16 protein-coding genes and 2 riboswitches are annotated in these 20,676 nt (G+C 50.2%); of the genes, 4 read left to right on the forward strand and 12 right to left on the reverse strand.

Annotation, left to right across the window (positions count from 1 at the left end; translation table 11 throughout):
• The 6 genes from FP827_00780 to trpD all read right to left on the reverse strand — a co-directional run.
• Positions 1 to 681 (reverse strand): Fic family protein (locus FP827_00780; protein ID MBA3051619.1); only part of this gene is annotated, 681 nt, incomplete at its 3' end.
• A 58-nt stretch (positions 682 to 739) separates the two neighbouring features.
• Complete coding sequence (locus FP827_00785) at positions 740 to 2,026, reverse strand: nodulation protein NfeD (protein MBA3051620.1); 1,287 nt, start codon at positions 2,024 to 2,026, stop codon at positions 740 to 742.
• Between the two features lie 158 nt (positions 2,027 to 2,184).
• Positions 2,185 to 3,939, reverse strand: a complete 1,755-nt coding sequence (locus FP827_00790; GenBank protein ID MBA3051621.1) for a diguanylate cyclase — start codon at positions 3,937 to 3,939, stop codon at positions 2,185 to 2,187.
• On the reverse strand, positions 3,912 to 5,396 hold the full coding sequence (locus FP827_00795) for a hypothetical protein (GenBank protein ID MBA3051622.1): 1,485 nt from the start codon (positions 5,394 to 5,396) through the stop codon (positions 3,912 to 3,914). The genes FP827_00790 and FP827_00795 overlap by 28 nt, the downstream gene beginning before the upstream one ends.
• Positions 5,393 to 6,037 carry an RdgB/HAM1 family non-canonical purine NTP pyrophosphatase gene (rdgB, locus tag FP827_00800; protein MBA3051623.1) on the reverse strand — a complete coding sequence of 215 codons (645 nt, stop codon included), beginning with the start codon at positions 6,035 to 6,037 and terminating at the stop codon, positions 5,393 to 5,395. Before rdgB ends, FP827_00795 begins: the two co-directional genes overlap by 4 nt.
• Positions 6,038 to 6,099: 62 nt before the next feature.
• A complete protein-coding gene (trpD, locus tag FP827_00805) occupies positions 6,100 to 7,146 on the reverse strand; it encodes an anthranilate phosphoribosyltransferase (GenBank protein MBA3051624.1) in 1,047 nt (348 codons plus the stop codon).
• A 277-nt stretch (positions 7,147 to 7,423) separates the two neighbouring features.
• Positions 7,424 to 7,539, forward strand: a riboswitch (cobalamin riboswitch).
• Positions 7,540 to 7,598: 59 nt separating this feature from the next.
• Here trpD and FP827_00810 point away from each other — a divergent pair.
• From FP827_00810 to FP827_00825, 4 genes are all read left to right on the forward strand, one after another.
• Positions 7,599 to 8,399: an ABC transporter substrate-binding protein gene (locus FP827_00810; GenBank protein MBA3051625.1), complete on the forward strand. Its 801-nt coding sequence runs from the start codon at positions 7,599 to 7,601 to the stop codon at positions 8,397 to 8,399.
• Positions 8,396 to 9,328 (forward strand): iron ABC transporter permease, encoded by a 933-nt coding sequence (locus tag FP827_00815; GenBank protein MBA3051626.1) that lies wholly within the window; start codon positions 8,396 to 8,398, stop codon positions 9,326 to 9,328. Before FP827_00810 ends, FP827_00815 begins: the two co-directional genes overlap by 4 nt.
• Positions 9,325 to 10,104, forward strand: a complete 780-nt coding sequence (locus tag FP827_00820; protein ID MBA3051627.1) for an ABC transporter ATP-binding protein — start codon at positions 9,325 to 9,327, stop codon at positions 10,102 to 10,104. The genes FP827_00815 and FP827_00820 overlap by 4 nt, the downstream gene beginning before the upstream one ends.
• Before the next feature lie 192 nt (positions 10,105 to 10,296).
• Positions 10,297 to 10,427, forward strand: a riboswitch (cobalamin riboswitch).
• 13 nt (positions 10,428 to 10,440) lie between these two features.
• Positions 10,441 to 12,465 carry a TonB-dependent receptor gene (locus FP827_00825; GenBank protein ID MBA3051628.1) on the forward strand — a complete coding sequence of 675 codons (2,025 nt, stop codon included), beginning with the start codon at positions 10,441 to 10,443 and terminating at the stop codon, positions 12,463 to 12,465.
• Here FP827_00825 and FP827_00830 read toward each other — a convergent pair.
• The 6 genes from FP827_00830 to FP827_00855 form a co-directional block, all read right to left on the reverse strand.
• Positions 12,462 to 12,959 (reverse strand): hypothetical protein, encoded by a 498-nt coding sequence (locus FP827_00830; GenBank protein MBA3051629.1) that lies wholly within the window; start codon positions 12,957 to 12,959, stop codon positions 12,462 to 12,464. The two genes, FP827_00825 and FP827_00830, sit on opposite strands and share 4 nt — an antisense overlap.
• Positions 12,946 to 14,097, reverse strand: a complete 1,152-nt coding sequence (locus FP827_00835) for a tetratricopeptide repeat protein (protein ID MBA3051630.1) — start codon at positions 14,095 to 14,097, stop codon at positions 12,946 to 12,948. Before FP827_00835 ends, FP827_00830 begins: the two co-directional genes overlap by 14 nt.
• Positions 14,094 to 18,482 carry a hypothetical protein gene (locus FP827_00840; GenBank protein MBA3051631.1) on the reverse strand — a complete coding sequence of 1,463 codons (4,389 nt, stop codon included), beginning with the start codon at positions 18,480 to 18,482 and terminating at the stop codon, positions 14,094 to 14,096. Before FP827_00840 ends, FP827_00835 begins: the two co-directional genes overlap by 4 nt.
• A gap of 113 nt (positions 18,483 to 18,595) precedes the next feature.
• Positions 18,596 to 19,879: a hypothetical protein gene (locus tag FP827_00845; GenBank protein MBA3051632.1), complete on the reverse strand. Its 1,284-nt coding sequence runs from the start codon at positions 19,877 to 19,879 to the stop codon at positions 18,596 to 18,598.
• Between the two features lie 70 nt (positions 19,880 to 19,949).
• On the reverse strand, positions 19,950 to 20,387 hold the full coding sequence (locus FP827_00850) for a hypothetical protein (GenBank protein MBA3051633.1): 438 nt from the start codon (positions 20,385 to 20,387) through the stop codon (positions 19,950 to 19,952).
• A 47-nt stretch (positions 20,388 to 20,434) separates the two neighbouring features.
• Positions 20,435 to 20,676 (reverse strand): polyphenol oxidase family protein (locus FP827_00855; GenBank protein ID MBA3051634.1); only part of this gene is annotated, 242 nt, incomplete at its 5' end.

The following is a 20,676-nucleotide window of genomic DNA, read 5'->3' on the forward strand; positions in this document are numbered from 1 at the left end:
GATTGAGATATATCTGCCCACCGTATAATCCACCTGATGAAGCATCAAAAGCGTGAGCAATCTCGACACCCGGCCGTTGCCGTCGCTGAATGGATGAACGCACAGGAAGTCAAAAACAAATGCCGGAATGAGAATAAGAGGACTGGCCTTACGTTTACTCATAAGGCGGTTGAACCGCATGCAGAGCTCTTTCATATAAACCGGCGTCTCACGGGCCGACACCGGCACAAATCTTGTAATCCAGCGGCCGTCGGAAAGACGCTCCTCGATGGTGTTATCCCGTTTTTTCCACTGCCCTGACGGAATATCAGTACGCGAATATATTTGACTGTGCAAACTTAAAATAGTTTTTTCATCAATAGAAAAAGATTCAGGCTTCGCGTGAATCTTTGCCAGAGCCCGCCGATACCCAAGGATTTCCGCTTCCGAGCGGTCTCTCGGTTTCGTCGGGTGCGCCATCAGTTCCCTGAAACGTTTTGAGGGCACGGTCACACCTTCTATCCTGTTTGACGATTCCGTGCTTTCAATGATGGCTGTCTGCTTAAGAGTCGCCAGGACTTGAGGCGTCTGACGCCAAAATAAACCCTGACGTCCCTTATACTCGCCGAGTTTTTGGAGCAAACCTCCCATCTCTATGGGAATGGCCTGATGGTTTAAAAAATCAATATCCAGCGATTTCATAGTAAATCCTTTTTTTCTTAAGACTTAAACCGGTTTAAAAAACGCCAAGTTATTAAATCTAACGGGCATGGCCATCTCTGGCCCTGATCACTGTCAGCAGATTGCCGTCTTCGGCGCTCACGACGACAGCTTCGCCTTTTTTTATTTTCTCATCGGACCGTGCGAGCCATATCTCGCCATGCACGAACACCGTTCCTTTCAGGTCTATGTCCTCAAGGGCTTCGCCCTTCGCACCGAGCATACCCTCTTTCCCCGTGGATGATTTTTTCTTCTGGCTCTTTATAACCGCCCGCACAACGAAAGTCATAAAAAGAAAAAGAAAAACAGCCGTCGGCAGTATCGCCGAAAGCGACACGCCTATCGTCATTTTGGTTTTATCTATGAGCATCATGCCTCCGAATATAAAAGACGCCAGCCCCCCCGCGCTCAGCACCCCGAAAGTGGGCGTGAATATCTCAAGGAAGAAAAGCACCAAACCAAGGATGATGAAGAGCAGGCCGACGATGTTTATCGGCAGTATCCTCATCGCGAAAAAGGCCAGAAGAAGAGATATGGATCCCACGGCCGCGCCGAACCCCACGCCCGGCGAGGAGGCCTCGTTTATCAGCCCCCAGACGCCTATCATCATCAGAATAAAAGCTATGTTGGGATTGGCTATCCTGTGAAGGAAGTTCTTGGCGGCGGAAAGATTTTTATATTTTATCACAATATCCGATGTGCTGATCTTCAGGGTCTTCCCGCTCTTTTTTATTTCTCTGCCGTCTATAATGGCCATCAACGCGGGTATATCGGCGGCTATAAAATCAACGATGCCCTTGTCTTTGGCGGTCTCGGCGTCTATTGAAACGCTCTCAACAACGGCGGCTTTCACCCATTCAAGTGAGCGCCCCCTTTCTTTGGCTATGGATTGTATATAGGCCACGGCGTCGTTGACCATTTTCTTGGACATATCGGCACTTGTTTTTGCTTCGCCGCCCGCGGCCAGCTGCACGGGATGCGCCGCGCCTATGTTTGTGGCCGGGGCCATGGCGGAAAAATCCGCGGCCACGGTTATAAAAACGCCGGCCGACGCCGCGCGGGCGCCGGAAGGCCCCACCCAGACGCCCACGGCCCTGGGGCAATTCATCATTTCCCTGACGATGTCCTGCATGGACTCCATGAGCCCGCCGGGCGTGTTCAAAGCGATCACGGCGATGTCAAATTCGGTATCCGCAAGGCCGTCACGCACATATTCGGCGAGGATAGGGTCTATCACGCCCTCGAGCGTCAAAACGCGGCAGACAGCCCCTCTCGCGGACGATGCCCATAAAGCGAAAGCGGCGAAGATCAAAACGATTTTTTTCATAATGCTATTGTAGCAAAAAGGGGTCAGGTCTTGAAAGCTGAAAGAAAGACAGGTATTGGGGACGGTTCCTAATGCTGTCTGCGGCGCCGAAACTCTTTACAAATAAGTATCGAAATGTTTCACGCCAAGGCGCACTTTCAGCATCCGCCGTGGCGGAGTCAACCACTGGCACCTTTTTGTTTGCGGCGGACTATGCTTAAAATGGTTTTGGACGCGGCTTCGGCGACTTCGTGGGAGGGATCTTTCAGGAGCAGGCGCAGTTTTTCCACGGCGGGGTCTAAGACACGGGACGGCATCTCCGTTTCTGATAAAGCATTTACCGCTGATAAGCGCACGAAGGCGCTGCTGTCGTCAAGAAAAAGCAGAATATCCTCTTCCCTGCCGTAAAATTTTGACAGCGACGAAACAGCGGCGCCCCTGACTACCGCCGAAACATCTTTTGTGAGAGCGTTTAGCGTTTTCTGGGCGAATTTTCCCGCTGACTCCCCGCAAAAAACGGCAAGGGCGCGTCGAACGGCGAAGGATTTATCGGAAACAAGATAAGACAGATCTTTTTCCTCTCCCGTTTTCATGGCGCCGTTGCGTATAAGGCAGGCGGCGGCATCCAGACACTCCGCTCTTATCAGGGGACTTTTCATATTGAGGTTTTCCAGTAAAAGCCCGCCCGCGGGACAGTTTTTGAGTTCTCTCATTATTCTCAGCGCCCGCACTCTCAAATCCTCGCTGATGACATCGTTGTTTATAAAAAGCGGCAGGCTCTCGACTGTGTCTTTGTCGCCGAGCATGGCCAGCGAAAGAAAAGCTTCGTCACTGACGCGCTCACTCTTAGAGCCCCCTTCATTCAGCTTTTTTTTGAGAAGTCCGCGCCATGAACCGTCCGCCAGTTTCCCGAGCGCGAGAACAGCGGCTTTTCTGACGAAATAATTTTTATCATCGGCCAGAGCGGCGGCGCTCTTTGAATATTCAGGAATGCCCATCTCTCCTATGGCTTCAACGGAACGCATCCTCAAATGCGCGGACGGATGATTGAAAAATTCAGCCACCTTCGGCGCTGTTTCTTTTAATCTGAGCCGGCCGAGAGCGTACAAAGCGCTTTTTTTAAAAAACAGGTCAACATCACAGTCAAGAATTTTAACAAGGATGCCACCGTAAGAAAAATCCCCCGCCTCGCCGAGGGCCTCCACAGCGGCGCGGCGTATTTTCATCGGGATCTTATCATCGCTTATCACATCTTCCAGAGGCGTCAGCGAAGAACCGATATATTTAAAAACAATGGAATTGCCCGTGTGTTTTTCCGCCTTAAGTTTTGAAGCCCTTTTCAGCTCCGAGGCGAATTCACCGACGCTGTCAGCCGTTTTGAAATTCCGGATCTTCCCGAAACCGACCGCCGTCAGGCCCATGAGAGGATAACGGCTCCTCCTGCCCGAACGGTCAAATGTGATTATGCATTTTCTTTCAAAATCCAGAGTGTCGTAAAATTCTTCAAGTTTCTTCTCAAAAAAAGTTATCACGCCATCCATGAGAGAATCAAAAGAGCTTTCCTCTATCACCGCCATAAAATCGTCGCCGCCTATGTGTCCCGCGAAACCCGACACCGACGACGAAAGACGCTGCGCCAGATCTCTTATGACCTTATCTCCTTTTATAAAACCATAATTGTCATTGTATGGTTTGAAAGCGTTTATGTCGATATAGACCATCATGGCCCCCGGATGGCCGTTTAAGAATTTGTCCTCTATCGCGCGTTTTATTTCCGTGTTCCCGGGCAGGCCGGAAAGCGGCGAACGCTCTTTGAAACGCCGGATCTCATCTTCGTTTATGATGTAAGCCTCGCCGCCGGAATAACCCTCAACGATTTTCGCTATCTCCGAGGCGCTTTTCCTGATCACAGCATCTCCATGAAAGCCGCGCATTCAGCGGCTTTTCCCTTTTCCCCGTTCTTCATGTATATGCCATAAAGCTGTTCATAGCCTTTCCTGTAAAAAGGATTCCTCTCCAGCGCCTTGAGCAGCAGCGGTGCGCTCTCATCATACCTTCCCCCGCTTATAAAAAAATCAGCCCTTGAGACGAGGCAGACGAAATCATCCTCCGCGATACTCGCGGCTCTGGCGAAATACTCATCCGCCTTCTCTCTGTTTCCCGAGGCGGCGAGGGTCTTGGCTGTTTTCACCAGCACGAGCGTATTTTCCGGCTCAAGCGCCTCCGCTTTGCCGTATTGCTGAAGAGCGAGAGAGTATTTCCCCGCCGAACGCAATCTGTCGCCCAGCCTCATATAATCTTTGATGGACAATGACAGGAAATCGTCGTCCTCCTTCCAGTATATAAAATCCGGCGAGGCGCCCTGCCAGACCCATTCATTGGCCCTCATGTTTTCCCAGTAGGAAGACATGTAATCCTCAAGTGGGCCGACATATCTTTCAAAGCTCTTTTCAAAACCCTCTTGTCCGCAGCCGATTAGCATTTGTTTTATTTTTTTCGCTCCCGCGCTCTCAAACATTCCGTAAACGAGATAATTCACCTCGGCGAAAGCGAGAGCCACATCCTTCTGGCTTTCAAGGGAGGGCATTCCCCTTTCAAATTTTTTGAATTCTATAAAACCCTCTTCCTTCGCCCGCGCGAGCTGGTTTTTCACCGGCGCTCCAAGCTCGGGAGAGTCTTTTCTCCACAGCGTTTCAAAAGTCCTGGCTATCCCCTCATTGAGATAAAGGGGTATGCTCGTCGCCGTAAAATTACCTATTATGTGATGTATGTATTCATGGCAGACCGTGTCGTCCCATCTGTAACCGTAAGGAAGAAGGCGCGGGCTGAGTATCATCAGCCGCGAAAATTTAGCTATGGCCACGGTCCCCGACCTTTCCAGCTCTGCGGCGCTGAGCGTGGAGGCTTTCAAAAACTTCTCTCTGTCGGGGTATATTTCAAGAGTAACGCCGCCGGGGCTGAAAGCGAATATCCTTTTCATCGCCCTGTTTATTTTCGGGAGCTTTTCCCGAAGATACGGCAGCATCACTTTGTCGCGCGGGTAGAATCTCACATTAAAACCGGCGATGTTCTCGCTCTCAAAACCCGCCCCTATTTCCTTCATCGCGCTTATGTACTCTCTCCACCTGTCATCGCCGGGCGCCCCCGACTTGCTCATCTCGTCATGAGCTTCGCTGTAAAGGCCTTTGTGCATGAGATAAAGGGCGCGGGCATAGGATTTTTCTCCATCTTTTAAGGTTCCGATCTGTTCACTGGCCTGATCAAGACGGTAATTAAAAATATTTCTCGCCACTTCCTGGAATGTAACGCCGGAAAACACAGCGCAAACGGTAAACAACAGGAAAAAGAGGATGCCTACGCCGCGGCGCAATTTCAGCTTATTTTTTTTCATTGGCCGGAATTGTCGGTCGCGTCGGATGAGGACTCGGGCGAGGATAAGCTGTCTCTCAATGCCAGTTTTTTTATTACCCTGGCCATTTTTCTGAAAGCTTCGCCCCTGTGGCTTATGGCGTTCTTTTCGTCATCAGCCAGCTCAGCGAGAGTCTTCCTCTTTTTCGCTATGTAGAAAACGGGGTCATAGCCGAAACCTCCCCCGCCCGAAACTTCTTTTGAGATCCGGCCTTCCAGCTTTCCGCGCGATGTGAAGATCTCCCCGCCGGGAAAATAAAGAACGCTCACGCATACAAAGGCCGCTTCGCGATGCCGCTCGAGTCTCATTTTAAACAGCAGTTTCCGCACATTGTCCTCGTATGAAGCTTTTGCCCCCGCGTACCTTGATGAATAGATTCCGGGCGCGCCGCCGAGCGCCTCAACGACGAGACCCGAATCGTCGGCCAGGGCGGGCAAGCCCGTGTGAACGGACACTTCATAAGCTTTTTTTCTGGCATTGCCGAAAAATGTGTCGCGGTCTTCCACGACTTCCAGAGGCGGGAATTCGCTCAGGGGCACAAGTTCAACGGGACAGCCTTTGAGGATATTCCGGATTTCTCTCACCTTATCGGCGTTTCCTGTGGCGAGGACTATTTTCATCATTTACAAAATCCCCTTCCCCATTCCTTTCGCGGGTGTTATGCGTAAAAAATTCCGCGCGGTTCTCACTTTTGTATTTTTTTCAGCTGATTGAGTTTTTCCATGGCGGCGCCCGAATCTATGGATTTTTCCGCCAGAGTTATGCCCTCTTTGATTGTTTCGGCCTTCCCCGCGCAGACTATAGCGAGAGCCGAGTTGAGAAGGACGATGTCGCGGCGCGCGCCTTTTTCACCGCTTAAAACCGCTATGACTTTCTTCGCGTTCTCGGGAGCGCTGCCGCCTTCTATTTCTTTCGGGCTCCGGCTGAGCATGCCGAAATCCTCCGGCCTTATCTCGCTCACCGTGACTTTGGCGTTTTTCACCTCAGCCACGAGCGTCGGGCCGGTGATGGTCACCTCATCGAGCGTATCAAGCCCGTGCACGACGAAAGCCCTTTTTATTTTCAGATTGTTCAGGACATTAGCCATCACCTCGACCAGCGCCGCGGAATACACGCCCAGCACCTGGGCGTTGACGCCGGCGGGAGAAGCCAGCGGCCCGAGGATATTAAAGATCGTCCTCACGCCTATTTCTTTTCTTGTCGCCCCCACATTTTTCATGGCGGGGTGAAAAATCGGCGCGTAAAGAAACCCTATTCCTATTTTTTTAACGCAGTCGGCGGACTGTTCGGGACTCATCGTTATGTCAACGCCCAGATTCTCCAGCACATCCGCGCTGCCGCAGGGAGATGAGGCGGAACGGTTGCCATGCTTGGCGACCTTGATGCCCGCTCCGGCGACGACAAAAGCGCTCGCCGTGGAAATGTTGAATGTGTTGGTGCCGGAGCCGCCCGTCCCGCAGGTGTCTATTATCGTCTCCATGTCCTCGTTGATCTCTTCCCTGTCAATATCAACGTCTGTGCGGACATTTATTTTCACCATTTTTTCGCGCATTATCCTCGCGGCCGCCGTTATCTCCTCAATTGTCTCGCCCTTAAGCCGGAGCGCCGTCAGAAAAGCCGCCATCTGGGAGGGCGTGGCGGTGCCTTCCATTATCTCCCTGAAAACCGTCGCCGTCTCCTCACCCTGAAGATCCTCTCCGTTGCAAAGTTTGATAATAGATTCCCTGATCATAAACGCTCCTCCCGTATATAACGGTTTCTTCCTCTGTATGGAAAAATTCTATCAAGCCCGACGGGATGTGTCAATGCCGAGCCAAGGCAGACAAAATATCCCCCAAAAAATACTTTCCCGCATAAGCCAACAAATCATTAACGGCAATTACGGCAGACGGTATCCGCAGCGGGCCATATGAGCGAAGGGTTTTGCCCCAGCCCGGAGGGAATTGGCAGCGACGCGCATACCTGAGCGGCCGTCTGCGGGTAGCTCTGCCGAAATTGCTTTGGGCTGGACAAGGGGATGATATTTCTGATATAGTGAGGTGTTTCGCAGGGAAAGCGCCGTTTGATACGGCCGCTGCCCCGCAACGGTAAAGCCCGAAAGCCTGCGGAATGTAAAATTCGCTTCGCGGGAGGCACGGATTATTTTCCGTTTGATAAGCCGGCCCGCAAAGGCCGGCTTTTTTTATGCTTATATTAATTTTTTTATCAGCTCTCATTATCGCCCCAGGATGCTCGAGCCGGAAGGCGCCGGAGGGGTTGCGTGTTGTGTCGCTGTCACCGGGGATCACGGAGATAATATACGCCATAGGCGCCGAGGATGCCCTTTACGGGATAACAAATCACTGCAACTGGCCGCCGAAAGCTTCCCGCGCGAAAGAATCCGTCGGGGATTTTTCTTTCCCGTCCATGGAGAAGATAGCCCTCATACAACCTTCACTGATACTCGCCGCCGGTGACGGCCAGAGGAAAGCTATCTCACATCTGATCAACGCGGGCTACGATGTGAGGGTCTTTCATCCCGCTGACATCACCGAGCTTTTCGCCCACATCATGGAAATAGGCCGCATACTGGGAAAAACAAAAAACGCCGCTGAACTCGTCAAGAACATGAAAAAGGACATATCGTCGATCCCTAAACTGAAAAATAAAAGCGTTTTTATAGAAGTCTGTCCCAAACCGCTCATAGCGGCATCCGACAAAACTTTTTTGAGCGCTATTTGCGAAAAAATAGGATTAAGTAATATCGCCGTCTTCCAAAACAGCTATCCCGGCGTCAACGCCGAATGGCTCATACGCAAAAAACCCGACTACATCCTCCTGACAGGCAGTTCCGAACAAGAATTCCGCGCGCTCCATCCCTACATAAAAAATTCTAAAATAATCCGCCCGTCTGACATTGACATGATCGTCCGGCCGGGGCCGAGGATAACGCGGGGCATGCGGGAAATTTATTATCTCGCGGAAGACGCGGAAAAAAAACAATGAGAGGCAGAAAAGATTTCCTTCTGATCGTCGCGGGAGCCGCTATCGCGGGAGCCGCCGTGTTCTGCCTGTCCTTATACCTGGGGCCGGAAGGCTTATCCATACCCGGGGATGAAATACTCAGGCTCCGGATCATGCGCGCCCTCTGCGGCGCCGGAGCGGGCGCGGCGCTTGCCGCCGCGGGTGTCGCATACCAGACGGTGCTGGCGAATCCCCTCGCCGATCCATACCTTCTCGGCAGTTCATCCGGCGCCGCGGCCGGAATAGCCGCTCTCTCTTTTTTCGGAGTCAGCCGCGCGGGTTTGATATTCCCCCTGACGGCCGGCCTTTGTTCATGTCTTACGGTGGCGGCGGTCCTGAAAATAGCGGGACGGTCTTTCTCAAAGAAAAACATAATCCTTTCCGGCGTGGCGGTAAATCTTTTTCTCTCGGCGGCGGTCATATTCATGGTAAGCATACGCAAAAAAGAATTTTTTTCCGTCATGTATTTTATGATGGGCGACCTCGGTGAGACAAGGATATCTCTCATAGCCGCCTCCCTCATGATCGCGGCGGCGGGGAGTTTATTCCTCTTCGCCAAATCACGGTTCCTGAACGCTCTTGCCGCGGGAAAAACTTTGAGCCGCCAGCTCGGATGCGACTGGAAGAAAGAATCCCTCGCGGCTCTGGCGGCGGCCTCTGTCATCACCGGCGCCGCGGTGAGCATTTCCGGCACCATAGGATTCATAGGCCTTATGGCCCCGCACATCGCCAGAAAATTCACAGGCTCCGACGCCCGCTTCCTCCTGCCAGCCGCGGCGGCGACAGGCGCCATACTTCTTATGATCTCCGATTTCGCGGCGAAAAACATCCTCTTCCCTCAGGAAATACCCGTGGGTGTTATAACGGCGATGCTCGGAGCGCCGTTCTTCCTGTGGATATACAGAAAATGATAACATTTGAAAATTTCTCAGCCGGCTACACTGATGATTTTGTCATCCGCGATATAAGCTGCCGTATTGAGGGCGGAAAAATATACGCCCTCATCGGACCCAACGCCGCCGGAAAAACAACGATGCTCCGCAGTATTATAAGGGACATTCCGCGCGCGGCCGGGCGCATACTCATAGACGGGAACGACACAAAGTCTTTAAGCGCCGCCGCACTGGCGCAAAAAGTGTCATACGCGCCGAGTGAGATAAACCCGGCTTTCAATTACAGCGTCTCGGAATTCGCGGCCATGGGAAGATTCGCCGTCAACAGGGCTTTCTGGGAGACAGAAGAGGATATCAGGTCAATAAGCGGCGCTATCAGGGACATGGGGCTTGAATCCGTGGCCGATAAACCCGTGGCGGAACTGTCGTCAGGACAGAAACAGAGCTGTCTTCTGGCGCAGATCATAGCCAAGGACACGGACATCATACTGCTGGATGAGCCGGCGGCGCATCTTGACATATCTCACAGGGCTGTTTTTTTCAGAAAAGTGCTGGACCTGAAAAACAACGCGGGTAAAACCTTTGTAATAACATTCCACGACCTGAACGACGCGATAAACGCCGCCGACGAGTTTATACTCTTCAAGGAAGGCGCTATCATCGCCGTCGCGGAAAAAAATGAAATAACAGAGAATTTATTGTCGGCCCTCTACGGAACGGAAGTGATGATCTCCGAATTCCCCGACGGACGGAAAGCAGTACTCCCGCTTTTTAGCGACGGATATAAGTCATGAAAAAAAGCGCGATTTATGACAATTTTCTGAGAGAAAGAAACATTAAAATACTCGCCGAACGCGCACGCGGGCGCACGCTGAAATATATCGCGAATAAATTCTCGCTCAGCCTGCGGCATGTGAACCGCATATTAAAAAGCATGTCCCAAAATGTCCAATAATGTCTATTGCCCGTTTTCAGGGACATCTGTAAAATAATGAAATTTTGTTTGTTGGCACCGAACAGTCAGGGAAAGTTCCCGTGTGATCCGGGACGCTGCCGCGCAGCAGTAATCCGCCTCCGGCGGATAGCCTGAAAACCGGCTGTTCAGGTAAGTACCCGCGAAGGAGGGGAAGATGTTGAGTAAAAAGAAATCCGCGATAGGCGGAAAAAGTGTTGTTTTGGTCCTGGCTTGCTGGTTCGTGTGCTGTCTTCATGCGGAGGCTTATTTTCCGGAAAATGAGGTTGCGACAATTGTCGTCACCGCCGAAAGAAGGGACGAGGACATAACAAAGATTGCCGCGAACATTGATGTCATCACTTCCGCGGAGCTTGAAAAATCAGGAGCTGATTCCATAGCTGAAATTCTGGAAAATTACGCGGGGATACATTTAAGGAGCGCATCGGGCAATGAATCTCTCGCGAATATTGACCTGAGGGGTTTCGGAGGCGATAACCCTTTCGGAAAAACGCTGATTCTTCTCAACGGCAGAAGGCTGAACCGTCCGGACATGGCGTCAATCAACTGGCTTCAAATTGCCCCCGACTCAATTGAACGCATAGAAATAATACGGGGAACCGGAAGCGCTCTTTACGGCGACAACGCCGCGGCAGGTGTGATAAATATAATCACGAAAAAAGGTTTCGGCCCGGAAAAAGCGTCCGCTTCGGCAAAGTTCGGCTCGTTCGGGGAAAAAACAACATCCTTAAACCTAAACAGCAGCGATGAAATATCTTCCATTTTTTTAAACGTCCAGTCGCGGAAAAAAGATGGCTACAGAGACAGAACGGCTTTTGGCTCAGACAGCGCCGGTATTAATATTTCGCGCAGTTTCCGCAATTCACTGAACGCTTCGCTGGATTTGTCTTTTAACAAGACGGATTTTCAGATGCCGGGCGCTCTAACGGAAGCTCAGCTTGCAGCCGACCGCAAACAGGCGTCTAACACGGACGACGACGGCGTCAATGAATATATGAACGCCAATATCTCACTGGAAAAAGCGATAGCCGGCGGTTTGTTTGAGACAAACTTTATGTACGGTGAAAAAGATATAGCGTCAAACATGGCGTCTTTCTGGTCAGGCGGATTTTCGGATTCAAAAATAAAGACTTTCGCTTTCACACCCCGCTACAACCGCAAATACAGCCTCGGCGAATATGACAGCAGATTTTTATGCGGCATTGATTATTATAAGGAGAGCCTTGATCTTGAGCGTTTTGACGACAGACCGAGAACAACACCGGCTTCTTCTGCGGAACTGAAAAAAGACAGCGTAGGTTTTTATCTGAACAACAAACTACATATAACGGATAATATAATTTTTACAGCCGGGGGAAGATACGAAAACGCACAGATAGAAGCGGTGTCAGTCACAGCCGCGGGAGCCGTTGAATACGATGAATCAAAAAAACACGACCTCGGAGCCGCGGACATATCACTTCTCTATAAGCCCGGACAAAAAAGCAAAGTGTTTACGAAATTCTCCACTTTGTACCGCAGCCCTTTTACTGACGAACAGGCTATTTATTCCGGCTGGGGAAATAAATTCGTCGCCGATCTGGAAGCCGAAAAAGGAAAGAGCGCGGATATAGGCTATGAAATTTATTTCATCCCGAATCTTAAGATGGCGTTAACGCTTTTCAGCATAGCTATGAAAAACGAGATCGCCTGGAACAACAGCACATCCCAAAATGAAAATCTTGATGAAACAAAACACGACGGAATTGAATTAAGCGCTTCGTGGGATATTTCAAAAAACAGCAAACTTTACGGCAACTACACACACAGCGCCGCCGAATTTACAGACGGCCAGTATAAAGGCAAAAAGCTCAGCCTGGTTCCCGCAGGTAAAGCTTTTATCGCCGCCGAGATATCGCCTGCCCGCGGCCTTGTGCTGTCAGCCAAAGCAAGTCACACGGGAAACTGTTATTTAAGCGGAGATTACAATAACGAAGTGAGCAAATTAAAAGATTATACGCTTCTGGATATATCCCTGCGTTACAAAAGTGAGAAAGCGCCTTTTTCGCTGTTTGCGGCTGTAGAAAATGCCTTGAATGAAAAATACAGCACGCTCGGTTATTACTCCTCCTGGTCGGGCACAAGCACTTACTACCCTTCCCCCGAAAGAAGCTTCAATGCCGGCGTGTCAATGACTTTTTAGCGGTTGCGGATATTTATAGTTCTTTCAAAAGTCAGCGACTTCTGATTTTTGCCGGTGCCTTTTGTGAGAGTGAATGTTTCTATTTTGACCACATATGAAGAAACATGCTTGAAATATATGCTGTCAACATAATCTTCAATAAGAGTTGAAGTGGAAGTGCCCGAGACACGATAAAGAGCGTTTCCGCTTTTGTAATATTCCATATTCACGACAGTGCTCGTGTCTTTCATAAAGGCGAATTTTACCGATTGCGAAGTAATACCTATCGCTGGGCTTATTCCGGTTACGGGGCTTGTGGACTGCCTGACGAAACGCGTGATCTCCTCGACCGCCGCGCGGCCCTTGCGCTGGATGTCTATGGAGTTCAGCGATGATGCCCATATATCAAAAGACGTCCTGAAAATTTTAATTATCCCTATTATGAGCATTCCTGAAATGGCCATAACGACGGCGAGCTCCACGATGTTCATTCCGTTATATTTATTTGCTCTCATTTAATTTTTCCTCGGCCTTGTTTATCATCCTCTTTGAGTCGGCGTGCCCGGGATCCATCTCAAGCACTTTTTTCCACTGCTTTATCGCTTTCTTATATTCACCTTTTTCATAATGCTGCACGGCGGCGTTAAAATAATTTCCCTTCACTATCTTTGTCTGATCGGAGATTTCTTCGTCACCCGATTTGGTTCCGGAATCATCTGCTTTTTCTCTTATATCTTCCGGATTTTTCTTCAAATCACTTTCGGCGGAGGGATTTATTTTTCGTTTAACGGTTATCAGCGTCGTGAACTGAGTGAATCCGCTGTAAGTGTCATACGGATACCTGTAGGCAAAACCCGCGCCTATATCATACCTACCCTCAAGAGGATATGTGAATTCCGCCGACGGAACGAAATAATATCTGTCAAAGGCAATTCGGAAAACCATATTGGACGAAAGATTAGATTCCAGGGCAAGACGGTAATCAAAACTCTCGAAATTATCGGAATCGTTGACAGCCAGTTCCGAGAAGAACAGATGCCGCCTGTTAAAAATGCTGAAAGGCAGCGACCAGCCGGCGGCGATGCTTCTGTTGAGCGGCTCGGAGCCGACAAGGCCTATTCCCGAACCCAGAAGATTTGAGATGCTGAATGAAATATCCCCTTTAGAGGTATTTTTTATCATTCCCAGATCAGCGTCCAGCGTGGAAGCGTCCGTTGAGGTTAAATAAGGATCGCCGGTGGCGTAAGTGTCGGGATTGAACTTTATGGAAAACTGCTTGAGCGCGAGGCCCGCCTGCCAGCGGTTTTTCATTTTCAGACCAAGAGCAAGCCGGTTAATATGTTCGTTATAGACGCTGTCAAAACCGAAATCGCTCATTGAAAAAGAAAGCTGTAACCGGCTCCATTCCCGTGAAGCGCTTAAGTGATAGGATGAAAATTCCTCGTCAACGCCCATGTAAGGAGTGTGATAAACAATATCCAGAGATGTCCCGTTAAAAACAGCGGGATTTTCCAGCGAATGCGCCCCGGCGAATGTGAGCTTGCCGAAACTCTGCGGCGGATCCTCAAAATAAGCAATAGCCGCAGGCGGCGCAAAAGAGTGCAGAAGCAGCAACAGGCAAACACTAATCATCCCTGTCTTTATCGTCTTCATCGCGCCACCACCACAGCTCCGGTTATTGTGCCGGCGGGAGAAACCATCTCATAAAAATAAATTCCGCCCGGCACCTTCGCGCCAGATGTCGTCTCACCCGCCCATGTGTAGCAATTCTGCCCTTCAAAAACCTTTTTGCCCGATGCCGAATACACTGCCAGCGTAAAAGGCTCCGTCGCGCCGGTAAATTCTATAAAATCATTATCTCCGGCGGCGTAGGGCGTTATGATCTTTCTCTTGGGTTTGACTCCCGAGATACTTCGGGAAACGCCCGAAAGGGGGAAGATCGCGTATTTTCCGGTCCTGTAAACTTTTGAGACAAAAACATTTCCCGTCGAGCCGGATAAAGCGGAAATGCCGGCGGCGTCGTCAAGCACTCTCCACGCTTTCCCGTCATAAAAGAAAAGTCCGAGAGAATTTTCAGACACCCCCGTTTTGTCTTCGTTTCCGTCAGCATCGTTATCAAGGAAAAACAAAGTGAGCGTGGCGGCGCTGTTAAAAACAAGATCTTCACCCGCAAGCTGTTTTATTTCGCAGGCGGATGCCGCAATCGTTGAGCCGCTGTAAGAGGGGATATCGGCATTATCTGTCAGCATGTTTAAGCGCAGCGTCTGATTTGACGAAAGAGCGCCTGCGGGTATCACAAGTTTTATATCGGGGGCGGCGGAAACTTCACCGCCGGAGGCCCCTATTGACGAAGACGGGGACGAACTCACCAGCACCGAATCGGAATAAGATATTATTCCGCCCGCGGCGGCCTGAAAAGTCCTGTCGCCGAAGTCCGTGAATATCAGGGCTTTTGAAAAAGTCTTTGTTCCTCCGTCGGAAAGAGTGAAATCATAGGAGGAAGGATAAAACTGACAGCCCGCTCCGGAAAAGGAGACGCTGACAACAGCCTCAGTCGCCACCGAAGTTTCATAATGCGGGTTGTGGCACGACACCGAAAATGTCGCCGGCACGCCTTTCACGATTGAGGCGGCTATATTTATGCGGAATTCTGTTACGGCGTCCGGGCCGTAGCGCGCCATACAGGAAGCGATGTTTGATACGGCAGATGTTGAATTATAATAATCAATTCCGTCGTATGATTTCAGCGCGAACCAGTAAGTGCATCCGGGTGTAAGGCCGCTCACCGTCGCGGATTCTGATGTACCGGGGGCGCCGGGCGCGGGCGCTGGAATATCCGCGGCCTGTTCCCACCACGCCGTTGCGTCGGCTATCGTATATGAGGCGTATTTAAGGATATAGCCGGCAACCATATCTGACTTCGGCTGATCGCAGGGAGCGGTCCACGCAAGCTCTATGACACCGGAAAGAGAGCCGGTTGACGCGGTCATATCGCTCACCTCATCCGGCGGCTGATTGTCATAATAAAAACTGACGGAGGAAATCCCGACAGTGTAGGAACTTGTTTCATTCCCGTAAGAATCTTTTGCCCGGGCCAGAATGGCATGTGTGCGGCCTGACATAAAAGTAAAAGTGGAGCAGTCAAACGACCAGACCTCTCCGGAAATTGTCGCGCTATGCCACTGCCCCGCGGGAGAAGATGTACTCACCCTGACTTCGCTCACAGTTCCATAATCGTCCACGGCGGTTCCCGAAATCTCCCAGAGCCGCCCGTAGCTTTTTAGCGGTAACGGCGGGACGGGTATCAAGATCGTCACATCGGGAGGATTGGAATCCGCCTGGGCGGCGGCGGTCGCTATATTTGAAGAGTAAGAACTATTGTTTTCTTCATCAAAAGACCATAGACGGAAATAATAGCTCGTGCCGGCCTGAAGCCCCGTCACCGTACACTGGAGCGCGCTTCCCGGAGCAAGAGAGGGAGAAGGAACGATTTTTTTCGCTGTCTGTGAGCTCAGGGATAAAGAGTAAGTGTCATAATCTATCTTGAAATTTCCCGTCAGATTCCCCGACCACGCGTTATCACCGGAGGATATCCAGCTAAGAGAAACGGCGCCCGGATCCATTCCCGTCTCTCCGGTTAAAGCGGTCACAGCGGCGGGCGGAGCCGTGTCCAGCGTTTTGGCGTAAGCGATGTTTGACGCTCCCGCCCAGTTCGGCACCTCGTCTGCGGCTCGCAGACGGAAATAATAGGTCGTGTCATGGTAGAGTCCCGTCATGGAATAGCTGACGGCAAGGCCTTTTGCGACGCTTGTTGAAAAATTTATCTTCATATTTGAGGAGAAAGCTCCCGTTGACTGCGCGAATGAGTATGTCGCGCAAGCTATCTCGTATTGACCACCGGTCAGATCATCGCCGGTGTTCCATGAGTCGCCGGGGGCGGACCACGAAAGGCGTATTTGACCGGCTGATGAACGGACAGCGGAAAGATCGTCAACCACATCAGGCGGCGTCGTGTCAAAAGGATAGGCGCTTTTTACCCCGCTCCATGTGCTTATATGGCCTGTCCAGTCTGACGAACGGATGCGGAAATAGTAAGTTGTAAAATTTATCAACCCCGCCACGGACAATGTGTTGACGGGGTGAGCTGTGGACGCCACATGCTGAAAAGCGCCGTCGCCAGATGTGGACATCTCAACGGTGTAGGATGAAATATCTATTTCCGTGTTCAAATTCCAGTTCAAAACGATATGACTGTCGCCGGGGCTGAGACCAGCCGCCCAGGTCGGTGAGGAAGGAACAATGTCCTGGGCCGGAGCAAAACGCAGGGAATTCACCGACGCGCCGGATCCCCAAGTCCCGTAAGAAAAACCGTCACTGCCTTTGATTCCGAAGTAATATGTCACGCCGGGCCTCAAGCCCGTCAGAGTTTTCGATTCAGCCCAGCCGCCTATTTTCGGCTTCCAAGCCTGCGTCCATAGAGCGGCCGAGGCGAACCCGGACTCGTCTGATATCGTGTTTGCCGGTGATGATGAATAACGCACATCATAAGAGACGCATTTTCCGAAGGTGCCGTCATTTCCCGGAGCCGTCCACTTGAGCGATATCACGCCGTCAATAGACCCGGGAAGCGCCGTGAGATTTGAAATGGAAGAAGGCGGCACGCCGCTGACATAAACGACCTGCTCATCCGCCCAGGGCCCTGTTTGCCCCGCCCCGTCAATAGCTCTGACATTCCAGAAATAAGTTGTACCCTCTACGATACCCGCGAAAATCGTGCCCGGGCTGCCGGCGATACGGCAGGGCGCGTTGTATCCCCTGAAAGGCGACGCTATGCATCCTGAAAGTGTAGAGGAAGATTTAGTGACGGTGGCTATCATCAGCGAATAATTAAGCGCGGCGGAAGGTGTAATATCATCAGCGGGCGCATCCCAGCCGAGCACAAGATAACCCGAGTTAACATCGGCGTTAAGATTGGAAGCGGCGCTCGGAGCTGCGTTTGCGACCACGCATTTGTTTTCACACAAAAATGATTTTCCGGATAAGGTGTTTGTATCCTGGCCGCAATAATATAAATCTATATCACCATCGCCGTCGTAATCCGCGAAAGCCGCGGAAGAGCCGAAACCAAGCGGGATGAGAGATTGCCCTAATTCAAACTTGGTCGTTGCGCTGCTGTACTCGTAAAAAAAAGCCCCGGCCCCTGACGCGCTCTGCCCCACCGCGAAAATATCTCCGTCGCCGTCATTGTCAACATCTCCGCATATTATTTTTCCGTTCACAACACCGGGCAGCCAGGTGCTGAATTCAAGGTCATAGTTCGGATAACCTGAATTTTTATAAATGTAGAGCCTTTCCTCCGGAGTCGCGAATTTTTCATAACCTGAAATAAAAAGGTCACTATCGCCGTCAGCATCATAGTCAAACCATGCTAAACTGCCGTTCTGAACAGATGTTGAGATAAAAACTGTCTCCTCAAATTCGCCGTAACCCAGATTTTTATAAACAGCGCTTTTTACCGTACCGGAAAGGTCTGTCTCACCCGTTATGGCAAGATCCGGCCAGCCGTCCTGATTATAATCTTCAAAAGCTATGTCTCCGCTTTGAAATCCCGGTAGCGGCAACTGTTCTTCAACGAATCCGTCGGCTGTATTATAAACACAAACAGTTTTTAAGGACGGCTGGACATACCCTGAAACAAAAAGATCGAGATCACCGTCCGCGTCAAGATCAACCCATGAGAGAGACGAATATTGAAATTCGGATCCCGAATACATTTTAGTAAAAAAACCTCCGGCTGAACCCTTATAAAATTCCAGAACACCGGGCCAGCCGGTTATTGCGATATCAAGAATCCCGTCGCCATCATAATCGCCCGCGCGCATATCACCCGACCTGATGCCTCCGGTCATCCCCGTTCCTAATGGAAAGGGGTTAACCGAACCGGCGGTATTTTTAAAAAGCGAAATCTGCTCTCCTCCCGACGCTGTTCCAAAAGCAATTAGGTCATAAAACGCATCTCCCGCAAAATCGCCCCACACGCAACCGCCCTGATAATAACCCTTAAACGTTATTCCGGGATCTTGAAATTCAGCGAATAGCCAATGGCAGCCGACAAGCAATAAAAAGCAACCAACAAACGGAGAACACCTTTTCACGGATCAACTTCCTGCCATGAAATGATCTCAACCTCGCCGCTGGAGCCTTCTCCCCACGGCAAATCCATTCCGATATCATTGCTGTGCGTAACAGTAATATTGGACGCAATATCGCTTTCTCCGCCCGCCTCAAAAATTCCTAAAATATCAACATTAGAATTTATTGTTGCTGATGATGAAGCGTATATATATCCCTGAATTTTGATATTGCTGCGTATTCTGAGGTCGTCTTCTTCCCACGTGCCTCCGCTTACGATTATATTCATATATGCATAATCGCCATTCAAAGTGCCTTCTATATTCGAATTCAATTCTATACCGTATTCGGCGGTTCCCGAAGACACAATTATTGTTCCAGGGCCTGTAATATTGATATTGCTGTTAAATCTGACGCCTTCTTTGAAATTGAATGTCTGTCCGCCCATATCCCATGCGCCCGCGGTATAGTCAAAATATCCGTTTCCCGCATCCCAATCCCATGGAGGATCGGGAGGAGGATTATTCCTGTCATATACAAAATCAGCGGCGGCTATTAAAGAGTCAATATCCACAGAAGGAATCGTGACCGGCTCGGTATCAGAAGAATCGTCATTTTCAACGATTGTGACATTGTATTTCTCAACAATTTTGTTTTCATCATAAATAGGCGAGGCGCCGTTATCACTTGTCAGCGGCGCATGCGTATCAGGGCTGCTGCCCGAATCCAAACGACTTTTTATATACTGTCCTGGAACGGAGACATGAAAATTACTTCCTATATCTATTGCGGGTGTAAGCGGACCATTATAAGAAGTGTAAATTGAGGCGTCGCCTTTGCCTGCCGAACTTTCGGTTATTGTGACATTGCTTCCTGTGGTAATTCTATTATTTGATCTAATCGTTCCGTAAATTGTTACATTTGAACTTATAACTCCAGATCCTCCTAGGGCAAGAGCGTGTTCAGGCACGGCCTGACTAACATATACCACCACGGAAAGTTTTCTTTTCTCGCGGAAATTCGTTTTTGACGGCACATAACCTGTAGATTCTATTTCACTCCTGTCGGCGCCCAGTGAGTTGACCGCCACCTCATACTGCGCGCCGAAGAAATCAGTGACGCCTATATCCCCGGGAATTTCCTCTTTCAGCTGGGCTATCTTCCTTTCAACGCCGGCTTCGGCGGCGTAAAGGGCCTGCTGCGATAAATGGAGCTTGCTACTGCTCTTGGTTTCATGGGAAATGAGCATAACGAGTGAAAAAGATATGAGCGTGAGAAAAAGCATGAGGAAAAGAGCAAACACCAGAGACGCTCCGGATTCAGGCCCGCGCGCAGGCTTAAACGCCCTCCCCCGGCCTGTGGTTATTCGGTCATTAATCATATTTCGCCTTTATCGTCGCGTAATTTATTTCCCTGTTCTCTCCTCTTTCCGTCCAGGAGACCCTCACCTTAATCGTCTTATACTGGCCGTTTTCACCGAGAGACGATAATGTGATCTCTTTCTGCATGCTGTACGGCATTCCCGGAACCAGCTCGCCCGTCTGCACCGTCGTGAAAGTTGTCGTGCTTAAAACATCGGCATCAAAGTTACGCCTGCTGTCTTCTATCCAGTTCACGGCCTCATTATACGCCATTGTTTTATATTTCGTGAGCTTCTCCGCTTTTATGTTGTTCATCAGCGTCTGTATGAAAGCCAGAGACACATAGGTTACAATTGTCACGGCAAGCAGCACTTCTATATATGTGAAACCCGCGCTCTTTCGCCCGCGGGCGCGAACGCCGCCCGATGCCATGTGTTTCAATACCGCCATACTTTGATTATACAATGAATTTACAAAAATTGAAACAGGTTTAGATCTCAAAGCAGCCTTATAAAAGCGCATCCTCTCTCCGGCGATTTGTCTCTCCTGTATGAGAAGATGTTTTCGTCCTCAAAAGAACAAAACCCCGAATCGTGGATATTCTGCGGCTTGACCCCGGAAGACTCAAGCTGCTGCCTTATTATGAGTTTCAAATCCACGAATTTTTTACCTTTTTTGTTCTTCACATAGATCTCCGGGAAAACATGGGCAAGCTCCTTCGACACCTCAAAATGCCGGC

The organism is Candidatus Omnitrophota bacterium, from assembly GCA_013791745.1.
GTDB lineage: Bacteria > CG03 > CG03 > CG03 > CG03 > CG03.